Raw genomic sequence first — 17552 nt, 5'->3', positions numbered from 1 at the left:
CGGTGCGGGGAGCGGTCGGACCACACGACAGGCAGCTCCCTACCCCGCCTTCGCTTCCTCCGTCAGCATCCGCAGCGCGACGCGGTCGCGGCGGATGTAGTGGTGCCAGGCGGCGGCGACGACGTGAACCACGATCAGGGCCAAGAGCACATAGGCAAAGAGGATGTGGCGGTCTTCATAGGCGCGCGCCGCCTCGCGGTCGGGAGAGGTGAATTGCGGCACGTGAAACAGGCCGAAGAAGCTGGAGTAGTCGGGCGCATGCGCGCCGGAATGTGCCCAGCCGAGCACCGCGACCAGGATGACGACGAGATAGAGCGCGGCGTGGCTGATGCGCGCGGCGATCTTCTGCCAGGGACGGCTGTCGTCCGGCAGCGTCGGCGTCGGGTTGCCGATGCGCCAAGCCAGGCGAATGACGGTGAGCAGCAGGACCACATAGCCGATGTCGGCGTGGATCGAGCGGTAGAAGAAGCGGTCGGGCCTCGCCGGCACGTGGTTGACCCACCAGCCGAAGCCGATCATGCCGATGATCGCGATCGCGAGAATCCAGTGAAACCAGCGGGAGATGCTGCCCCAGCCGGCATTGGTGTTTCTGATCATGTCGGCTCCCCCGAATTCTGCGAATGTCCCCAACTGCGGCGCAGCATGGCGCGATCTGATAGCGGGCGAGCGCGATCGAGGCGATTTGAATCGTTCAAAACTGGGCTGCACCCGGGTTCGCCGCAAAAGCGCCCCAAAAACCGAATGGTAACCATGGCAAGGCTAGGGTAACCGCGTGGCAGACTCCCCGACCATATTGGTGTTCGATTCCGGCCTTGGCGGGCTCACCGTGCTGCGCGAGGTCGTCGCGGCGCGCCCCGAGGCGCACTATGTCTACGTCGCCGACGACGCCTTCTTCCCCTACGGCCATCACAGCGAAGACGAAATCATCGCCCGCGTGGTGCCGCTGGTCGGCGATCTGATCACCGCGCACAAGCCTGACCTGGTGGTGATCGCCTGCAACACCATGTCCGTTTCGGTCATGAGCCACTTGCGTGCTGCATACCTCGTGCCCTTCGTCGGCACGGTGCCGGCGATCAAGCCAGCCTGCGCACAGTCGAAGACCCGACGCGTCTCGGTGCTCGGCACCAAGGCCACCGTCAAGCGTGAGTACACCCAGGCGCTGATCCGGGATCACGGCCAGGGCTGCGAGGTGACGCTGGTCGGCTCGCCCGAACTCGCGTCGCTCGCCGAGGCTGCGCTCAGCGGCACCACGGTCGGCGACGGCGACATCTTCGAGGAGCTGAAACCCTGCTTCGTCGGAAACCCCGAGGATGCGACTGCGCGCACCGACACGATCGTGCTCGCCTGCACGCATTATCCGCTGCTGCTTGACCGGTTGATCAAGCTTGCACCTTGGCCGGTCAATTGGATCGATCCGGCCCCGGCGATCGCCCGCCGCGTTTCGGACCTGCTCGGCCCGCGCGTCACCGATCTCGTCCAGTGCGGCGCCGAAATCGTTTTCACGTCGAAGCGCACCCATGCGCTGGGCCCTGCGCTGACGCCGTTCTTCGGCGGGCGCGTCCCGGCCTGACTTTTCGCGTCGCGTGCACGCTGCTAGGTTGCGCCGCCCCTCTCCCGCAGGTTCTGGCCATGTCAGCCACATCAACGCCGCTCAATCGTCTCCGCCAGCTCTGGCGCGAAGGCCGTCCCGCCTTCGGAGCGATCGCGACCATTCCGAGCGTGCAGGCCGTGCAAATCATGGCGCGCTCGCTCGACTGGATCATCGTCGATCTCGAGCACGGACCGATCGGGCTCACTGAAGCGCATGCGATGATCGCGGCGACGACCGGCACGCCATGCACGCCGCTGGTGCGGATTGCCGCCAACGAGCCCTGGCTTGCCAAGGCCCCGATGGACATCGGCGCGTTCGGCATCAATTTCCCGATGATCACGAGCCGCGAGGAAGCCGAAAAGGCGGTGCGCAGCGTGCGCTATCCGCCACGCGGCGATCGTCTCTGGGGTCCCTTCCATGCGCCGTTCCGCTGGGGCCAGTCGATGCCCGACTACATGGCTTCAGCCGATGACGAGATGCTCTGCATGATCACCATCGAGCATGTCGACGCCGTCAACCGCATCGACGAGATCATGGCAACGCCCGGCATCGACATCGCGGTGATCGGTCCCGGCGATCTCGCCACCTCCATCAACAAGCGCGGCCAGATGGAGGACCCTGAGCTGTTGGACCTGATCGCCCGGGCCGAGGCCGGCATCCTCAAAAGCGGCGTGCCGATCGGCGGGGTGGCGCGCACCGCCGAGCAGGCCAATCGCTTGATCGACCGCGGCTACCGCGCCATCGCGCTCGGTTTCGATTGGTCGCTGTTCCAGCGCGGCATCATGGCGGCGTTCGAGGGAATCAGGCGGTAGGCCAGCCTTCGAGCGATTCTCAAGATCGGTTGCAGACCACATCAAATTAGCCATTTAAGGCATTGAAACGACATGATTCTACCGAATTCATGGACCTTCTTCCAAGCCTGAGAAGGCCATGATTCATGAAGCCGCTGGCTCCAACGCGGCTGGTTCATGCTAGATCAGGCAGCGGGCGGACGATCGACTCGCCACATCTGTTTGAGCCCGCGGAAACCCGAGGACGATGCGCGGTACACCCAGGAAAATCTCGCTGCTGCGGCGCATGGTCTTCGACCTCATGCACGCCTCGATGGGCGTGCCCTTCGTCTCGTTGTCGCGGCCACTCCAGATCCGCCCCCTGCTCGAAGCGCGCGCCAGCGCAAAGGTGCCGGCCGGCTGGGCCGCGATCTTCGTCAAGGGCTTCGCGCTCGTCGCCAAGGACGAGCCGATCCTGCGCACCCTCTATGCCAAATGGCCGTGGCCGACCTTCTACGAGCTGCCCAAAAGCGTGGCGATGGTGGCGATCGCCCGCGTCGTGGACGGCGAGGAATGCGTGGTGGCGCAGCGGATTGCCGGCCCGGATTCCCTGCCGCTCGCCGAGATCGACGCCCTGATCCGGCATGCCAAGGAGGCCCCGCTCAAGGACGTGCCGATGGTTCGCAAGATGATGCTGGCGATGCGCCTGCCGCTGCCGCTGCGCCGGCTGGCCTGGCTGATCGGGCTCAATTTCGGCCGCCAGCGCGCCAGCTTTTTCGGCAGCTATTCGGTCACCTCGGTTGCGGCCTATGGCGGGGGCGAGCTCCACGCCATCACGCCAGGACCGTTCATCCTGAGCTATGGGGTGGCCGAGTCGGACCAGACCATCAACGTCGTCCTTCGTTGGGATCACCGGATTACCGATGCCGCCCCGATCGCCCGGGTCCTGACCCGGTTGGAACAGGCCCTGAACACTGAAATCGCTGCCGAATTGCGCGGTAACCGGCAGGCTGTGGAGCCCAAGCCGATCCGGGCTGTGGCGACGTAAAAGATTGACAGGACGGCCCGATTTCTCCTAAAAGCCGCCTGCTCGCGGGCCGGTTTCGGCCCGCGAAGCGTTTCGCGACCCGTGGCCTTGTCCCTTGAAGCTTTGGGGATGGGGCCTGTCGGTGCCGGGGTTTCCCGGTCACACAGGAGGGCGCGTCTCCTCAAACCAACCTAACTCTATCAAAGAGGACGCGATGACTAAGCGCAGTGAGGCGAAGTACAAGATCGATCGCCGTATGGGCCAGAACATCTGGGGCCGCCCGAAGAGCCCTGTGAATCGTCGTGAGTACGGCCCCGGCCAGCACGGCCAGCGCCGCAAGGGCAAGCTCTCCGACTTCGGCGTGCAGCTCCGCGCCAAGCAGAAGCTCAAGGGCTACTACGCCAACATTTCCGAGCGCCAGTTCCACGGCATCTATGTCGAGGCGAGCCGCCTGAAGGGCGACACCGGCGAGAACCTGATCGGCCTGTTGGAGCGCCGTCTCGACGCGGTCGTGTACCGCGCCAAGTTCGTCTCGACGATCTTCGCCGCCCGCCAGTTCATCAACCACGGCCACATCAAGGTGAACGGCCGCAAGGTCAACATCTCGAGCTACCAGCTCAAGGTCGGCGACGTGATCGAGGTCAAGGAAGCCTCCAAGCAGCTCGCCCACGTGCTCGAAGCGAGCCAGCTCCCCGAGCGTGACACCCCCGACTATCTCGAAGTCGACCACGGCAAGATGACCGCGAAATACGCGCGCATCCCCGGCCTCTCCGACGTACCGTTCCCGGTGCAGATGGAGCCGCATCTGGTCGTCGAATTCTATTCGCGCTGATAACGAAGTTCGAAAGGCCCCGGCAAAACCGGGGCCTTTTTGCTTAAGAGACCCGGCAAGGGCCGTCCCAATCCAAGAGGCGTCGCATGCTCTATACCCCTCCCCCCGTCGATCCCAAGGCGCCGCTTGTGCGCATCAACTTGCTCTCGGACACGCAGACGCGGCCGACGCCCGCGATGCGCGAGGCGATCGCGCGTGCGGAGGTCGGCGACGAGCAGGTCGGCGACGACCCGACCACGAATGCGCTCTGCGAGCGCGTCGCGGACCTGCTCGGCAAGGAAGCCGCGGTGTTCATGCCCTCGGGGACGATGTGCAACGTCACCGCGACGCTGGTGCACTGCCGTCCCGGCGACGAGATCCTCGCGCATGAGACCGCGCATATCATCGCGCGCGAAGGTGGCGCGCATGCTGCCCTCGGCGGCTTCCAGATCACGCAGCTCCAGGGCCCCGACGGGCAGTTCACCCCTGAGACGTTCCGCAAAGCCCTTCATCCGCGCACGCGCTACCAGCCGACACAGCGGGTCGTCAGTGTTGAGCAGACCGCCAATATCGGCGGCGGCACGATCTGGAAGAAGGCGGCGCTCGACGAGATCGTCGCGATCGCGAAGCAGAACGGGCTTGCCACCCACATGGACGGCGCGCGCCTGCTCAACGCAACCGTCGCCACCGGCATCGCCCCGCGCGACATGACGGCAGGCTGGGATTCGGCCTGGATCGACTTCTCGAAGGGCCTGGGCTCGCCGATCGGCGGTGCACTCGCCGGCTCCCGCGAGTTCATCGACGCGGTCTGGCAGTGGAAGCAGCGCCTCGGCGGCTCGATGCGGCAGTCCGGCGTCTGCGCGGCCGCCTGCATCTACGCGCTCGACCACCACGTCGATCGCCTTGCGGATGACCACGCCAATGCGCGCGCGCTGGCGCGCGGGCTATCGCAGATCGCAGGCATCGAGGTGCAGGAGCCCGAGACCAATCTCGTGTTCTTCAAGCCCGACGGCACTGGCGTCCCCGGCGACAAGATGGTGGGCGCCTTGCGCCAGCGCGGCGTGATGCTTGCGATGATGGACGGCCGCATCCGCGCCTGCACGCATCTCGACGTGACGGCTGCGATGATCGAGGAAACGATCGGCCATGTGCGCGAGATCGTGCGCGGGGCGTGATCAGCGGCCCATCGCGTCGTAGACCAGCCGCTTCAATTCGGTCTGGATCGGCCCGCGCTGCGACGGCGACTGCATCATGCAGATGACGAACATGTCGTCGGCGGGATCGATGAAGAAGAAGGTGCCGCCGACGCCGTCCCAGCGATATTCGCCGGCCGGCAACGGGGCCTTCGTATCCATCCGCACCGCAAATCCCAGGCCGAAGCCGCTGTCAGGGCCCGGAAAATAGAACTCTGGATCCTTTCCGATCCCGGTCCCCTCGCCGATCTGGTCCGAGGTCATCAGCGCGACCGTCTCGCGCCTGAGATAGCGCCTTCCATCGAGTTCGCCACCGTTGAGCAGCATCTGAGCAAAGCGCGCATAATCGCCGACGGTGCCGACCATGCCGGCGCCGCCGGATTCCCAGCGATGCGGCGCGCTCGGCTCCTTGATGCCCGCGACGGGACGGTCGAACCAGTCGCTCGGCAGAGGCTCTGCGATCAAGGGACGCCTGGTATCGTCGGCGACGAAGAAAGCGGTATCGCGCATCCCGAGCGGATCGAGCAGCCGCTCCTTCTCGAACTGATAGAGCGAGCCGTCCGAGACGATCTCGATCACCCGCCCCAGCACGTCGGTCGAATGGCCGTAGTCCCACAGTGTCGCTGGCTGCTCGGCGAGCGGCAACCGCGCCAGCCGCGCGACGAACTCGGCATTGTCGGGATCGCCGTCAAACAGGCCGGCGCTCGCATAAAGCTTGCGCACCGGGCTGTCGCCGTAGAAGCCGTAGGTGACGCCGGAGGTGTGACGCAGGAGGTCGCGGATGATGATCGGCTGCGCCGGCGGTACGAGCCGTAAGCTGCCGTCCGGCTGCTCGACGCCGACCTTCACATCGGCGAAGGCTGGAATGTATTTCGAAAGTGCATCGTCGAGACCAAGCTTGCCGTCATCGACCAGCATCATCGCGGCGACCGAGGTCACCGGCTTCGACATCGAATAGAGGCGGAAGATGGTGTCGTCCGTCATCGGCTGCGCCGTCTTGACGTTGCGCAGGCCAAATCTCTCGTAGACGACGGGCCTGCCGTGCTGCTGGATCAGCAGGATCGCGCCGGGAATCCTGCCGGCCGTAACCTCGTTGCGAAGATAGTCGCTGACGCGCGCAAGCTTCTGCGGATCGAATTCACGGCCGGCAAGCAGGTCTTGCGCCGTTGCAACCGCAGCGAACGCCAGGAGCCCAGCGCAGACGGACAGCCAACGTATGAGGGCCAGACGTCCTTCGGCGGAACGACGGCCCTGCCTCATCGTCAATCGCCGGCGCCGTGCGCCAACAGCGCGTCACGATGCAGGACAGCACTTGGCTCGGAGAAGCAGCAGAAGATGACCTGAGTGACCGAAGGGGTCGTGGCCAGAGCTTCGACCGTGGTCGCGACTGCAATCTGCGCGGCGCGGTCCGCCGGGAAACGGTAGATGCCGGTCGAAATCGCCGGGAATGCCACGGAGGCGAGCTCGTGCTTGCGGCAGAGCTCCATCGAACGGCGATAGCAGGAGGCGAGCAGATCGTCTTCGCCGAGAGTGCCGCCATTCCACACCGGACCGACGGTGTGGATCACATGCGCGGCCTTCAGCCGGTAGCCCCGCGTAATCTTGGCATCACCCGTCTTGCAGCCGTGGAGCATGCGGCACTCGGCGACAAGGTCCGGACCGGCGGCCCGGTGGATCGCACCATCGACGCCGCCACCGCCGAGGAGCGACGTATTGGCGGCGTTGACGATGCCGTCAACGCCGAGTGTCGTGATGTCGGCAACGATGATTTCGAGCCGCGCGCCACCGATCCGGCGCGTCAGCATCGTCAAGGATCAGGCCGCTGCGTTGACCGCAACGCCCTTGTCGGAGAAGAGCTGCTGCAATTCGCCGGCCTGGAACATCTCGCGCACGATGTCACAGCCGCCGACGAACTCGCCCTTCACATAAAGTTGCGGGATGGTCGGCCAGTTCGAATAGACCTTGATGCCGTTGCGCAGCTCAGCCGATTCGAGAACGTTCAGGCCCTTATAGCCGACGCCGAGATGGTCGAGGATCTGCACGACCTGGCCGGAGAAACCGCACTGCGGAAATTGCGGCGTGCCCTTCATGAACAGAACCACGTCGTTCGACTTCACTTCGCTGTCGATGAATTCCTCGATGCTCATATCCATGTCCTTCCGGGGCAGAGCCCTCATCGCTTCGGGCCGGCTCAGCCATCTAACCCGATACCTGCCCGTATATGTAGCGCAAACTATTGGACATCCAAAGTAAAATGGCGGCGACGAAGCCCTGCCATGCAACCGGCCTGCCAGTTCGGGGCCGGCCGGGTCATAGCCTGATGGCTCTAATATCATCACCAAGGAGGACTTTTATCCCGTAACGGAGGCCCTATCTAGGACGAACCTGTCTCTTGGAACCGAGCTACGTCTGCAACGTTCTCTTGTCCACCTGGAGAAAACCGTGACGAAACAAGCCTCCGCGACGGCCAGCCCGCTCCCTGCGTCACCTTTCTCCGAATCCGGCAGCTTGGCCGAGGCGCTGGTGGATGCCTTTGTGGCGGTCCGCAACGAGACCGAGCGTCGCGCTGCGCCGCTCAGCGCGGAAGACCAGCAGATCCAGTCCATGCCGGATGCGAGTCCTGCGAAATGGCACCGCGCGCATACGACCTGGTTCTTCGAGCAGTTTCTGCTCGGCGAGCACTGTCCGGGCTATAAGCCCTTCCACCCCGACTTCGCATTCCTGTTCAATTCCTATTATGTCAGCGCCGGCCCGCGCCATGCCCGGCATCGCCGCGGTGACATCACGCGGCCGAGCGCCGATCAGGTCACCGCCTATCGGACATATGTCGATGCCGCCGTTGTAAGATTCTTCCGCGAGGCGGACGAGGCCGAGCTTCGCGCCATCAGCCCGCTGGTCGAAGTCGGCCTCAATCATGAGCAGCAGCACCAGGAGTTGATGTTCACGGATATCCTGCACGCCTTTGCGCAGAATCCGGTTCTCCCCGCTTACGATCGCGAGTGGCGCTTCCCGGCCCCGAACAAGACCGGCGCGGAATGGCTATCCCTGAACGAAGGCATTCACAGCATCGGACACGCCGACGACAGCTTTCATTTCGACAATGAGAAGCCGGCGCATCGCGCGCTCGTCGGTCCCGTCAGGATCGCGCGCAATCTCGTCACCAATGCCGAGTGGCTCGCCTTCATACGCGACGGCGGTTACCGAGCCGCGCCGCTCTGGCTGATGGACGGCTTTGCTACCGTCAGCAACGAGGGCTGGCAGGCTCCGGGCCACTGGCGCGAGATCGACGGTCACTGGCACGTGATGACGCTCGCCGGCCTCAAGCCGGTCGATCCCAACGCGCCGGTCTGCCACGTCAGCTATTACGAGGCGGATGCGTTCGCGCGCTGGGCTGGAAAACACCTGCCGACCGAGATGGAATGGGAGGTCGCGGCCCGCGCGGGCCAACTCAATGATGCCTTCGGCATCGTCTGGCAGTGGACCCGCAGCTCATATTCGCCCTATCCCGGTTACCGCGCCGTGGAGGGCGCACTCGGCGAGTACAACGGCAAGTTCATGGTCAACCAGCTGGTGCTGCGCGGCTCCTCGCTTGCAACTCCGGGCGGGCACAGCCGTATTACCTATCGCAACTTTTTTTATCCGCACCACCGTTGGCAATTCACGGGACTGCGCCTCGCCGACTACGACTAGAGCATGATCCGGAAAAGTGAGCAGCGGTTTTCCGAAGAGATCATGCTCAAACAACGACCTAAAGCGCGATGACAATTCATCCTAATTTCATCGCGCTTTAGAATCTCATCCGACGACAACCGCGCGCCGGACAGCGCGTTCAGGAGAGTATCATGAATGTGCACGCCAGCGCTTTGGCCGAAGCCCATCTTCCTGACGAACAGACCACCGCCTTTGCCCGCGACGCCATCGGGGATCTGTCGCAGCAGCCGAAAAAGCTATCGCCGAAATATTTCTACGACGCGACGGGATCAGAGCTGTTCGAGGCAATCACGCGCCTGCCGGAATATTATCCGACGCGCACCGAGCTCTCGATCCTGCGCGAGCGGGGCTGCGAGATCGCGAAAATCATCCCGGAGCACTCTGCGCTGGTCGAGTTCGGCGCCGGCGCGACCACCAAGGTCCGCCTGCTCCTGAAGCATTGCAGGTTCGCCGCCTACGTGCCCGTCGACATCTCCGGCGATTTCCTCCAGGGGCAGGCGAACGGCCTGCGGCAAGATTTCCCCTCGCTCGGCATCCATCCGGTCGCCGCAGACTTCACCACGCCGTTCGAGCTGCCGCCGGCAGTCGCCTCGCTGCCGAAGGTCGGGTTCTTCCCGGGCTCAACCATCGGCAATTTCGAGCCGCACGAAGCCCGGGCATTTCTGAAGAGTGCACGCGAGATTCTGGGCCGGGGCGCGCTGATGATCATCGGTGCCGATCTGGAGAAGGACGAGCGGGTACTCCACGACGCCTATAACGACGCGGCCGGTGTCACCGCCCGCTTCAACCTCAATGTGCTCGTGCGCATCAACCGCGAGCTCGGCGGCAATTTCGACCTCTCCGCCTTCACCCATCGCGCGATCTACAATCGCGAGCAGCACCGCATCGAGATGCACCTGATCAGCAGGAAGAGCCAGACCGTGCGCATGCTGGGCACGAGCTTCTCGTTCCGGCCGGGCGAGAGCATCCATACCGAGAGCAGCTACAAATACAGCCTGGAGCGGTTTGCAGCGCTGGCGCGCGGCGCCGGCTGGCGCGTGCGGGAAACCTGGACCGATGCGGCACGGATGTTCTCCGTGCATGCGCTGGTCACCTCGGAGTAGAGCAGACCTCTATTGCACCAGAACGGGCTTCGGCCGGCGCATCAAGCCGAGCTTCAGGTGCCATTTGCGCGTGCCGGTCAGCTCATCCTTGACCGGCGTCAGCATGGAGTCCCACATCCTGTACCCGGCGCTGTCGAGCCTCCAACCGTCGATCGTGCCGTCGAAATTCGGGCCCGCAGCGTTGGAGCCGACGAGCCTGGTGAATCGGCCGTCCGGGCCCGCCTCGTACACCTTGTCGAGATCCAACGTGCTGCAGTCCCCGTCGGGCATCCGATCGATATCGGCAGTGTAGAGAAACTGATGAACGGCATCCCCGCCGTCCCGCCTCGGAATTACGAATTCGAGCTCGGCCGCAAGAAAAAGATGGTCGGCACGAAACGGCATGCTGAACGGTGTGAAGCCGATATTGCTAAAATTCCAGCGTCGGTCGATGACGGCCTGCGCCGTAAATCGCGCGGTGCCATCGTCCGCGGAGACGACACGCGTGCCGGCATTGGGCGCCTGCCAATCCCCGGTGCCGAATACCAGGCGAACCGGCACGCCGGCGAGCGGCTTGTAGTCCCGATCCGTCAGCTTGAGCTCGACCTCCAGCAGGACCGTGTCGCCGGCCAAGCCTGACGTCGACGAGAACGTCATGATCGCAAGGCAGGTCAAGCAGCTCCAGAAGGCGTGGCTCATGTTGGCTCCGCGTGCCTTGGCTAAAGACAGTCGATGTAGGCGAGCTTGCTGTCGCAGTGACGACAGCAGAAGACGTAAGCTGTCGGCCCGCGGTCGCGGTTGAGCGAGGTGAGAAATCGCGTCGCGGCGCCGCCGGAAAGGCCGTGATCGTGCACGATGTGCATCATCAATGTGCCCTCGAGCTGCGGATGGCGTGCGCGGATCTCGGCATGGCCGGCAGGCTCGATGAAGGCGGCCGCATCACAGCAACAGGCCATCCACTGCTCCTGCTGCCAGCCGGAGAAGCCCGGGGTGCGAAAGGCGATCTCCTCGACGACCTCGCGGGGAATCTCGTCCGGGAAGAGCGCTTCGTCGACGAAGCTCGCGTCGAATGTCTCATGCGCCGAGCCGTCGGCGATGCACCACGGACAGAGAGCCTCGTCGAGCTCCGCCTCGCAATAGCTTGGCCCCGTATAGATGAAGCCGCGCCGCTGATCGCAGCAAACGCATTGCGCCCCGGACGCAACGATGCTGCCGCTTGCAATCGGATCAGGATGATATCGGAACACGGGAAGGTCCATGTCTGTCGGAGCCTTGACGAGGGACATCACAAATTCAGCTATGAGCAGGCGCAAAATGCCCCGGCAAGGCCGACACGGCGCGAGACGTCGGGCCTGAATGATATCCCTGGCGGAGAACGGCTCGTCGTTAGACGTCCGATCGGCACAAGCGGTTCAATCGGCCGCTTCAGGCTTGGATCCCAGCGACACCGACTCCCATACCGCCACCACGATCAGGATCGCCGTCGTCGCGATCGACAGCCAGAGGGGCGACCATTCACCGCCGAACCAGCCTAACGCCAGAAGCATGAGAATGCCGACGCCGTGCGAGAGCTGGAGGAAGCCGCGGATGGCGTGCTTGAACAGGATGGTGCCGACCAAAAACACCAGGGGACCACCGACCGTGCTCAACACCGTCCTGAGATCGGAATGTCCGGTCGGATGCTTCAGCACGAGCTCGTCGGACACGGCGGTCAGGATGATGCCGGCAATGATCGGCATGTGCAGGTAGGTGTAGGCGAGCCGCGCCAGCCGGCCGGACTCGGCGGATTTCGAAATCAGCTCCGAGCCCGCTTCGGCACCTTTGTGGAAATAGATCCACCACATCGTGACGCTGCCGAGCAGAGCTGCAAGAAAGGCGGAGATATTTTCACCGGTCCAGCTCAGCTCTGCAAAGGTCGCGCCGTTGACGACGATGGCCTCGCCGAGCGCGATGATGATGAAGCCGGCGCAGCGCTCGGCCATGTGGCCGCCCTCGACGCTCCAGGCCTCCATCGAGGAAAATCCCAGCTTCGGGACCCAGAAGCGCGCGGCTGGCGAGATGTATTCGAAGGCGACGGCCGCGAGCCAGAACCACAGCCGCGTCTCGCCCTCAGCAAACCCGCCTGCGATCCACAGCACGGCAGAGACGGAGAGCCAGGCCAGGATGCGGATCGCATTATGCCGCACCAAGATCCGGTGCGGCGGCGTTGCGAACAGCCAGAAGGCCGTCCGCCCGACCTGCATGGCCGCATAGGCGATCGCAAACCACAGGCCGCGTCCCTCGAAGGCCGTCGGGATCGAGATCGACAGCACGAGGCCGCCCAGCATCATCAGGAAGAGCAGGACGCGGACCGGCGTCAGCTCGGGGTTCAGCCAGTTGGTGACCCAGGCGGTGTAGACCCAGACCCACCACACCGCGAGGAACAGCAGCGTGACCTGCACCGCGCCGAGCGGTGTGAAACGGCCGAGCAACGTGTGAGAAATCTGCGTGACGGCGTAGACGAAGACGAGATCGAAGAACAGCTCGACATAGGTCACGCGGCTCGGCTGGTTCGGCACGATGACACGAAACATCGCGCCGCGAGGATTGTCCGCAGCCATAGCCTACCCCGCCGGCAAAAAGTTCAATTCGACATCAGCTTCCGGGCACGCCGGTCTGCAGCGCCAGCGCGTGAAGCACGCCGCCCATCTGGCCGCGCAGCGACTGATAGACGATCTGGTGCTGCTGGACGCGGGACTTGCCACGGAAGGATTCCGAGATCACGGTCGCGGCATAGTGGTCGCCGTCACCGGCGAGGTCCCGGATCGTCACCTCGGCATCGGGGATCGCTGCCTTGATCATCGCCTCGATATCGTGGGCGTCCATTGGCATTCTGCTCTCGCTCCTGTCTTCGCAATTCAGGCCTTCGAATCACCTGCCGGGGTCCCCGGGACCGGCAGGCCCAAACTTAGCGTGAACGGCCTTCTGGGTCACGCTTTCAGCCACTATATTCCCCCTTCAAGCGGGATAAAGGCACGACAAAGTGCCGCGCGCGGCCAACCGACCAAAAAGGCGTGAAAACATGAAGCTTCCGGGCCCCGACCACCCCATCACCATCACCCACAACCCCAGGCGTGTCCGCGTGACAGCGGGCGACGTCGTGATCGCGGACACCATGAAGGCGCTGACGCTGAAGGAGGCCCGGTATCCGGCCGTCCAATATGTGCCGCGGGAAGATGCCAATATGGCCTTGCTTGAGCGGACCGACCGCGTCACCCATTGTCCCTACAAGGGGGACGCGAGCTATTTCAGCGTCAAGGCCGACGGCAAGACGCTGGACAATGCGATCTGGACTTACGAGACGCCGTTCCCCGCCATGACGGAGATCTCCGGCCATCTCGCCTTCTATCCTGACAAGGTGAAGATCGAGGAAGTGGGGTAGCCGCGGCGCGACCCAAGGGACGGCGTCGCTTCCGCTCCGCGCCGCCAAGGCGGGCGAGCAAAGATTTCGTGAACTTTAGCGTGCAGGGGATGGACCGGCTCCTCCGCCACTGGTACGGCCGCGAGACGGAGCATGGCTAGAGCATGATCCGGAAAAGTGTGGAGCGGTTTTCCGAAAAGATCATGCTCAAACAACAACCTAAGGCGCGATGACGATTCATCCTAATCTCATCGCGCTTTAGGCCAAACAGAACTTGCTGATTTCCCGTCCCGGCGGCAACATCCGTACCCAGGGAAGGATGCAACCGGGGCGAACATGACAACGATCTCACCTACGGCGACGGCAGGCGCGGAGGTCAGCGCAACTCCCAAGAGCAAGGTGCGAAACCTGTCGCTGGATCGGGCGCGTACGTTCCTGACCCTGGTCGTGCTGCTGCATCATGCCGTCATCCCCTACACCTATTTCGGGCACACCGATCCGACCGAGTGGATCGGCTTCGACCTGATCGTGCTCGCCAATGACTCCTTCTTCATGGCGATGTTCTTCTTCTTGTCGGGGCTGTTCGTATGGCCCGGCCTCGGCCACAAGGCGCCGCTGACCTTCATCCGCGACCGCCTGCTGCGGCTCGGGCTGCCGTTTGCGATCTGCGCGCTGACGGTGATCCCGCTCGCCTACTACGCGCTGGCATTGCAGGGCGGCTCCGATCTCAGCTTCTCGGCGTTCTGGTGGAAGATGGTGACGGTCGGGCCATGGCCAAGCGGACCGATCTGGTTCGTCTGGGTGCTGCTCGCCTTCGACGTCACGGCGTGCCTGCTCTACCGGGTCTCCTCGACGCTGGTGTTTCCGATCAACCGCATCTCGCAACTGGGCTTCAAGGAGCCGTGGCGGTTCTGGCTGCTGCTCTGGATCGTCACCGAGATCGCCTACATCCCGCTGCTCGTCCATTACGGCGTCAACCGCTGGTTCGAGTTCGGGCCATTCTCGTTGCAGGCGAGCCGCGTGCTGCTTTATGCGTCCTACTTCTTCATCGGCGCCGGCGTGGGCTGCGCAAGTATCTCGACCGGTGTGCTCGGCGCGGATGGCCAGTTGCCGAAGAGTCGATGGAGCTGGCTGTTTGTGACGTTGATCCCCTACGCCGGGATGTGGTGCATGATCTTCGTCAAGCGCGAGATCCTCGGTAATCCGCCGATACTGCCATGGTGGTACCATACGATCTACGGCACGTGCTTCGTGCTGTTCTCGGCGTCGATCCTGCTGACGATCCTCGCCTTCTTCCTGCACTCGAAAGCACCGGGACCGACCTTGCTCGACCGCATGCAGGGCGAAGCCTACGGCATGTTCCTGGTGCACTATCCGATCGTGCTGTGGATCCAGTATTATCTGTTCGACATCGGCGTGCCGGCGATCGTGAAGGCCGCGATCGCATTCGTGCTCACGGTGATCCTGAGCTGGGCCGCCACCGCGGCGCTACGAAAGATTCCCGGCGCGACGCGGGTGTTGTGAGGCTCGCCCTCTCAGTTCGTCATTGCGAGCGCAGCGAAGCAATCCAGACTGTCTCCGCGGAGACAGTCTGGATTGCTTCGTCGCTTCGCTCCTCGCAATGACGGAGGATGTGGCGGTGACTTACGCCACCTTCGCGCCCATATACTCCGGCAGCCAGCGCTCGAATGCGGTGCGCAGCGTCTCGATCTTGACCGGCGCCTCGCCAGCAATCGCGATCACGTCGCCGCCGGTGGTGCCGATGCGCACGCAGGGCACCTCGCAGCCGCGCATCTTCGCAAGCACGAGGCCGGCCTGTGTTTCAGGCACCGTCACGATGTAGCGCGCCTGGTCCTCACCGAACCAATAGGCGTGCGGCACCAGCGCGGCCGGCGCAGCCAAAAGGCGCGCGCCGATGCCGCTGGTCATCGCCATCTCGGCCAGCGCCACCAGAAGACCGCCGTCGGAAAGATCGTGTGCCGCGGTCGCAGTGCCCGCATGGATCATGCCGCGCACGACGTCGCCATTGCGCTTCTCGGCAGCGAGATCGACCGGCGGCGGCGCGCCCTCCTCGCGACCGCAGATGTCGCGCAGATAAACCGACTGGCCGAGCCAGCCATGGGTCTCCCCGATCAACAGGATCGCCTCGCCCTCGGCCTTGAAGGCGAGCGAAGCGGATTTGGTGAAATCATCGAGCACGCCGACGCCGCCGATCGAGGGCGTCGGCAGGATCGCGCGGCCATTGGTCTCGTTGTAGAGCGAGACGTTGCCGGACACGACCGGGAAATCCAGCGCGCGGCAAGCTTCCGAAATGCCCTTCAGGCAGCCGACGAACTGGCCCATGATCTCGGGCCGCTCCGGATTACCGAAGTTGAGATTGTCGGTGATCGCGAGCGGCTTGCCGCCGACCGCGGTGATGTTGCGCCAGGCTTCGGCCACCGCCTGCTTGCCACCTTCGAACGGATCAGCCTCGCAATAGCGCGGCGTGACGTCGACGGTCATCGCGAGGCCCTTCGGCCCGTCCTCTACGCGCACGACGGCGGCATCGCCGCCGGGGCGCTGCAGCGTATTGCCCAGGATGACGTGGTCATACTGCTCCCACACCCAGCGCTTGCTGCACAGCTCGGGCGTGCCGATCAGCTTTTCGAGCGCGGCACCAAGGCCGATCGGCGCCGCCACTTCGCGCGCGTGCACGACCGGCAGCGAGCTTGAGGCGACATGCGGCCGGTCGTAGACCGGCGCCTCGTCGCCGAGCTCCTTGATCGGCAAATCGGCCATGACGTCGCCGCCATGCTTGACCACAAAGCGCTTGGTGGGCGTGGTGTAGCCGACCACGGCGAAATCCAGCCCCCACTTCTTGAAGATCGCCTCGGCCTCTTTCTCCTTCTCGGGCTTGAGCACCATGAGCATGCGCTCCTGGCTCTCCGAGAGCATCATCTCGTAGGCGCTCATGCCGGTCTCGCGCGTCGGCACCGCGTCGAGGTCGAGGTCGACGCCGAGGTCGCCCTTGGCGCCCATCTCGACTGCCGAGCATGTGAGCCCCGCCGCGCCCATGTCCTGGATCGCGATGACACAGCCCTTTTCCATGATCTCGAGGCAGGCCTCGAGCAGCAGCTTTTCGGCGAAGGGATCGCCGACCTGCACGGTGGGACGCTTCTCCTCGGACTTGTCGTCGAACTCGGCCGACGCCATCGAGGCGCCGTGGATGCCGTCGCGGCCTGTCTTGGAGCCGAGATAGACGATCGGCATGTTCACGCCGGAGGCGGCCGCATAGAAGATCTTGTCGGCATCGGCGAGGCCGACCGCCATGGCGTTGACGAGGATATTGCCGTCATAGCGGGTGTGAAAGCGCACCTGGCCGCCGACCGTTGGTACGCCGAAGGAATTGCCGTAGCCGCCGACGCCGGCGACCACGCCGGAGACGAGGTGCCGCGTCTTGGGATGCTCGGGTGCACCAAAGCTCAGCGCGTTCAGGCAGGCGATCGGCCGGGCGCCCATGGTGAAGACGTCGCGCAAGATGCCGCCGACGCCGGTGGTCGCGCCCTGATAGGGCTCGATGTAGCTCGGGTGGTTGTGGCTCTCCATCTTGAAGACCACCGCCTGGCCGTCGCCGATGTCGATCACGCCGGCGTTCTCGCCCGGCCCCTGGATCACCCAGGGCGCTTTCGTCGGCAGGCCGCGCAGATGGATGCGCGAGGATTTGTAGGAGCAGTGCTCGTTCCACATCGCCGAGAAGATGCCGAGCTCGGTGAAGGTCGGCTCCCGGCCGATCAGCTTCAGGATGCGCTCATACTCATCGGGCTTGAGCCCGTGGGCGGCGACGAGTTCGGGGGTGATCTTCGGTTCGTTCTTGAGCATGGATTCGGCGCTTTCGGCGGGGTCTGGCCGTTCTTAGGAACATCCACGGCCTGGGAAAAGCCCTTTAAGGCGCATTTTCCCACTGTCCATAGTTTTGCAGAAGGGGCCC

General features: G+C 64.1%; 18 protein-coding genes. 9 read left to right on the top strand and 9 right to left on the bottom strand.

Going from position 1 to position 17552, the window contains the following annotated elements; translation table 11 throughout:
• Positions 1-39: 39 nt before the first annotated feature.
• Positions 40-597, bottom strand: coding sequence for a cytochrome b (locus NLM33_RS45095; RefSeq protein WP_254105130.1), 558 nt, complete (start codon positions 595-597; stop codon positions 40-42).
• Between the two features lie 175 nt (positions 598-772).
• Between NLM33_RS45095 and murI the strand changes: the two genes are divergently transcribed.
• From murI to NLM33_RS45070, 5 genes are all read left to right on the top strand, one after another.
• Positions 773-1570 (top strand): glutamate racemase, encoded by a 798-nt coding sequence (gene murI / locus NLM33_RS45090; protein WP_254105128.1) that lies wholly within the window; start codon positions 773-775, stop codon positions 1568-1570.
• A gap of 59 nt (positions 1571-1629) precedes the next feature.
• Positions 1630-2403 carry an HpcH/HpaI aldolase/citrate lyase family protein gene (locus NLM33_RS45085; protein ID WP_254105125.1) on the top strand — a complete coding sequence of 258 codons (774 nt, stop codon included), beginning with the start codon at positions 1630-1632 and terminating at the stop codon, positions 2401-2403.
• Between the two features lie 226 nt (positions 2404-2629).
• A complete protein-coding gene (locus NLM33_RS45080; protein ID WP_254105123.1) occupies positions 2630-3409 on the top strand; it encodes an acyltransferase in 780 nt (259 codons plus the stop codon).
• Between the two features lie 193 nt (positions 3410-3602).
• Positions 3603-4220 carry a 30S ribosomal protein S4 gene (gene rpsD, locus NLM33_RS45075; RefSeq protein ID WP_254105120.1) on the top strand — a complete coding sequence of 206 codons (618 nt, stop codon included), beginning with the start codon at positions 3603-3605 and terminating at the stop codon, positions 4218-4220.
• Positions 4221-4306: 86 nt separating this feature from the next.
• Positions 4307-5374 (top strand): low specificity L-threonine aldolase, encoded by a 1068-nt coding sequence (locus tag NLM33_RS45070; protein WP_254105112.1) that lies wholly within the window; start codon positions 4307-4309, stop codon positions 5372-5374.
• Here the strand turns inward: NLM33_RS45070 and NLM33_RS45065 are convergent, their stop codons facing one another.
• Genes NLM33_RS45065 through grxD form a run of 3 tightly spaced genes read right to left on the bottom strand, consistent with a single transcriptional unit; the run spans position 5375 to position 7539 of the window.
• Positions 5375-6652 (bottom strand): serine hydrolase, encoded by a 1278-nt coding sequence (locus NLM33_RS45065; RefSeq protein WP_254105110.1) that lies wholly within the window; start codon positions 6650-6652, stop codon positions 5375-5377.
• Between the two features lie 2 nt (positions 6653-6654).
• Complete coding sequence (locus NLM33_RS45060; RefSeq protein ID WP_254105108.1) at positions 6655-7203, bottom strand: O-acetyl-ADP-ribose deacetylase; 549 nt, start codon at positions 7201-7203, stop codon at positions 6655-6657.
• A 3-nt stretch (positions 7204-7206) separates the two neighbouring features.
• A complete protein-coding gene (gene grxD / locus NLM33_RS45055; RefSeq protein ID WP_254105106.1) occupies positions 7207-7539 on the bottom strand; it encodes a Grx4 family monothiol glutaredoxin in 333 nt (110 codons plus the stop codon).
• 295 nt (positions 7540-7834) lie between these two features.
• Here grxD and egtB point away from each other — a divergent pair, with 295 nt between their 5' ends.
• Complete coding sequence (gene egtB / locus NLM33_RS45050) at positions 7835-9082, top strand: ergothioneine biosynthesis protein EgtB (RefSeq protein ID WP_254105104.1); 1248 nt, start codon at positions 7835-7837, stop codon at positions 9080-9082.
• Between the two features lie 152 nt (positions 9083-9234).
• The gene (gene egtD, locus NLM33_RS45045; RefSeq protein ID WP_254105102.1) at positions 9235-10206 is read left to right on the top strand and encodes an L-histidine N(alpha)-methyltransferase; all 972 of its coding nucleotides are present in this window, start codon (positions 9235-9237) and stop codon (positions 10204-10206) included.
• Positions 10207-10215: 9 nt separating this feature from the next.
• On the opposite strand, the gene NLM33_RS45040 is transcribed toward egtD, so the two are convergent.
• From NLM33_RS45040 to NLM33_RS45025, 4 genes are all read right to left on the bottom strand, one after another.
• Positions 10216-10884 (bottom strand): hypothetical protein, encoded by a 669-nt coding sequence (locus tag NLM33_RS45040; protein ID WP_254105100.1) that lies wholly within the window; start codon positions 10882-10884, stop codon positions 10216-10218.
• 20 nt (positions 10885-10904) lie between these two features.
• Positions 10905-11471: a CbrC family protein gene (locus NLM33_RS45035; RefSeq protein ID WP_254105098.1), complete on the bottom strand. Its 567-nt coding sequence runs from the start codon at positions 11469-11471 to the stop codon at positions 10905-10907.
• 126 nt (positions 11472-11597) lie between these two features.
• Positions 11598-12785, bottom strand: a complete 1188-nt coding sequence (locus tag NLM33_RS45030) for a low temperature requirement protein A (protein ID WP_254105096.1) — start codon at positions 12783-12785, stop codon at positions 11598-11600.
• A gap of 34 nt (positions 12786-12819) precedes the next feature.
• On the bottom strand, positions 12820-13056 hold the full coding sequence (locus NLM33_RS45025; protein WP_027525381.1) for a BolA family protein: 237 nt from the start codon (positions 13054-13056) through the stop codon (positions 12820-12822).
• Positions 13057-13246: 190 nt separating this feature from the next.
• Here NLM33_RS45025 and NLM33_RS45020 point away from each other — a divergent pair, with 190 nt between their 5' ends.
• Both NLM33_RS45020 and NLM33_RS45015 read left to right on the top strand, forming a co-directional pair.
• Positions 13247-13606 carry a DUF427 domain-containing protein gene (locus NLM33_RS45020; protein WP_254105094.1) on the top strand — a complete coding sequence of 120 codons (360 nt, stop codon included), beginning with the start codon at positions 13247-13249 and terminating at the stop codon, positions 13604-13606.
• Between the two features lie 315 nt (positions 13607-13921).
• The gene (locus NLM33_RS45015; RefSeq protein ID WP_254105092.1) at positions 13922-15109 is read left to right on the top strand and encodes an acyltransferase; all 1188 of its coding nucleotides are present in this window, start codon (positions 13922-13924) and stop codon (positions 15107-15109) included.
• Positions 15110-15229: 120 nt separating this feature from the next.
• Here NLM33_RS45015 and purL read toward each other — a convergent pair whose 3' ends face one another.
• Positions 15230-17443, bottom strand: a complete 2214-nt coding sequence (gene purL, locus NLM33_RS45010; protein ID WP_254105090.1) for a phosphoribosylformylglycinamidine synthase subunit PurL — start codon at positions 17441-17443, stop codon at positions 15230-15232.
• Between the last annotated feature and the right edge of the window lie 109 nt (positions 17444-17552).

It is taken from the genome of Bradyrhizobium sp. CCGUVB1N3 (assembly GCF_024199925.1).
In the GTDB taxonomy this organism is placed as follows: Bacteria; Pseudomonadota; Alphaproteobacteria; order Rhizobiales; family Xanthobacteraceae; genus Bradyrhizobium.
This window is presented reverse-complemented; position numbering and strand designations above follow the sequence as displayed.

What these genes read in the sequence shown, in the direction of transcription:
- NLM33_RS45080 (WP_254105123.1), top strand. Translation starts at nt 2,630, where the DNA reads ATGCGCGGTACACCCAGGAAAATCTCGCTGCTGCGGCGCATGGTCTTC.
- NLM33_RS45095 (WP_254105130.1), bottom strand. Translation starts at nt 597, where the DNA reads ATGATCAGAAACACCAATGCCGGCTGGGGCAGCATCTCCCGCTGGTTT.
- NLM33_RS45070 (WP_254105112.1), top strand. Translation starts at nt 4,307, where the DNA reads ATGCTCTATACCCCTCCCCCCGTCGATCCCAAGGCGCCGCTTGTGCGC.
- NLM33_RS45085 (WP_254105125.1), top strand. Translation starts at nt 1,630, where the DNA reads ATGTCAGCCACATCAACGCCGCTCAATCGTCTCCGCCAGCTCTGGCGC.
- purL (WP_254105090.1), bottom strand. Translation starts at nt 17,443, where the DNA reads ATGCTCAAGAACGAACCGAAGATCACCCCCGAACTCGTCGCCGCCCAC.
- NLM33_RS45015 (WP_254105092.1), top strand. Translation starts at nt 13,922, where the DNA reads ATGACAACGATCTCACCTACGGCGACGGCAGGCGCGGAGGTCAGCGCA.
- NLM33_RS45035 (WP_254105098.1), bottom strand. Translation starts at nt 11,471, where the DNA reads ATGTCCCTCGTCAAGGCTCCGACAGACATGGACCTTCCCGTGTTCCGA.
- NLM33_RS45065 (WP_254105110.1), bottom strand. Translation starts at nt 6,652, where the DNA reads ATGAGGCAGGGCCGTCGTTCCGCCGAAGGACGTCTGGCCCTCATACGT.
- grxD (WP_254105106.1), bottom strand. Translation starts at nt 7,539, where the DNA reads ATGAGCATCGAGGAATTCATCGACAGCGAAGTGAAGTCGAACGACGTG.
- rpsD (WP_254105120.1), top strand. Translation starts at nt 3,603, where the DNA reads ATGACTAAGCGCAGTGAGGCGAAGTACAAGATCGATCGCCGTATGGGC.
- NLM33_RS45040 (WP_254105100.1), bottom strand. Translation starts at nt 10,884, where the DNA reads ATGAGCCACGCCTTCTGGAGCTGCTTGACCTGCCTTGCGATCATGACG.
- NLM33_RS45020 (WP_254105094.1), top strand. Translation starts at nt 13,247, where the DNA reads ATGAAGCTTCCGGGCCCCGACCACCCCATCACCATCACCCACAACCCC.
- NLM33_RS45025 (WP_027525381.1), bottom strand. Translation starts at nt 13,056, where the DNA reads ATGCCAATGGACGCCCACGATATCGAGGCGATGATCAAGGCAGCGATC.
- NLM33_RS45030 (WP_254105096.1), bottom strand. Translation starts at nt 12,785, where the DNA reads ATGGCTGCGGACAATCCTCGCGGCGCGATGTTTCGTGTCATCGTGCCG.
- egtD (WP_254105102.1), top strand. Translation starts at nt 9,235, where the DNA reads ATGAATGTGCACGCCAGCGCTTTGGCCGAAGCCCATCTTCCTGACGAA.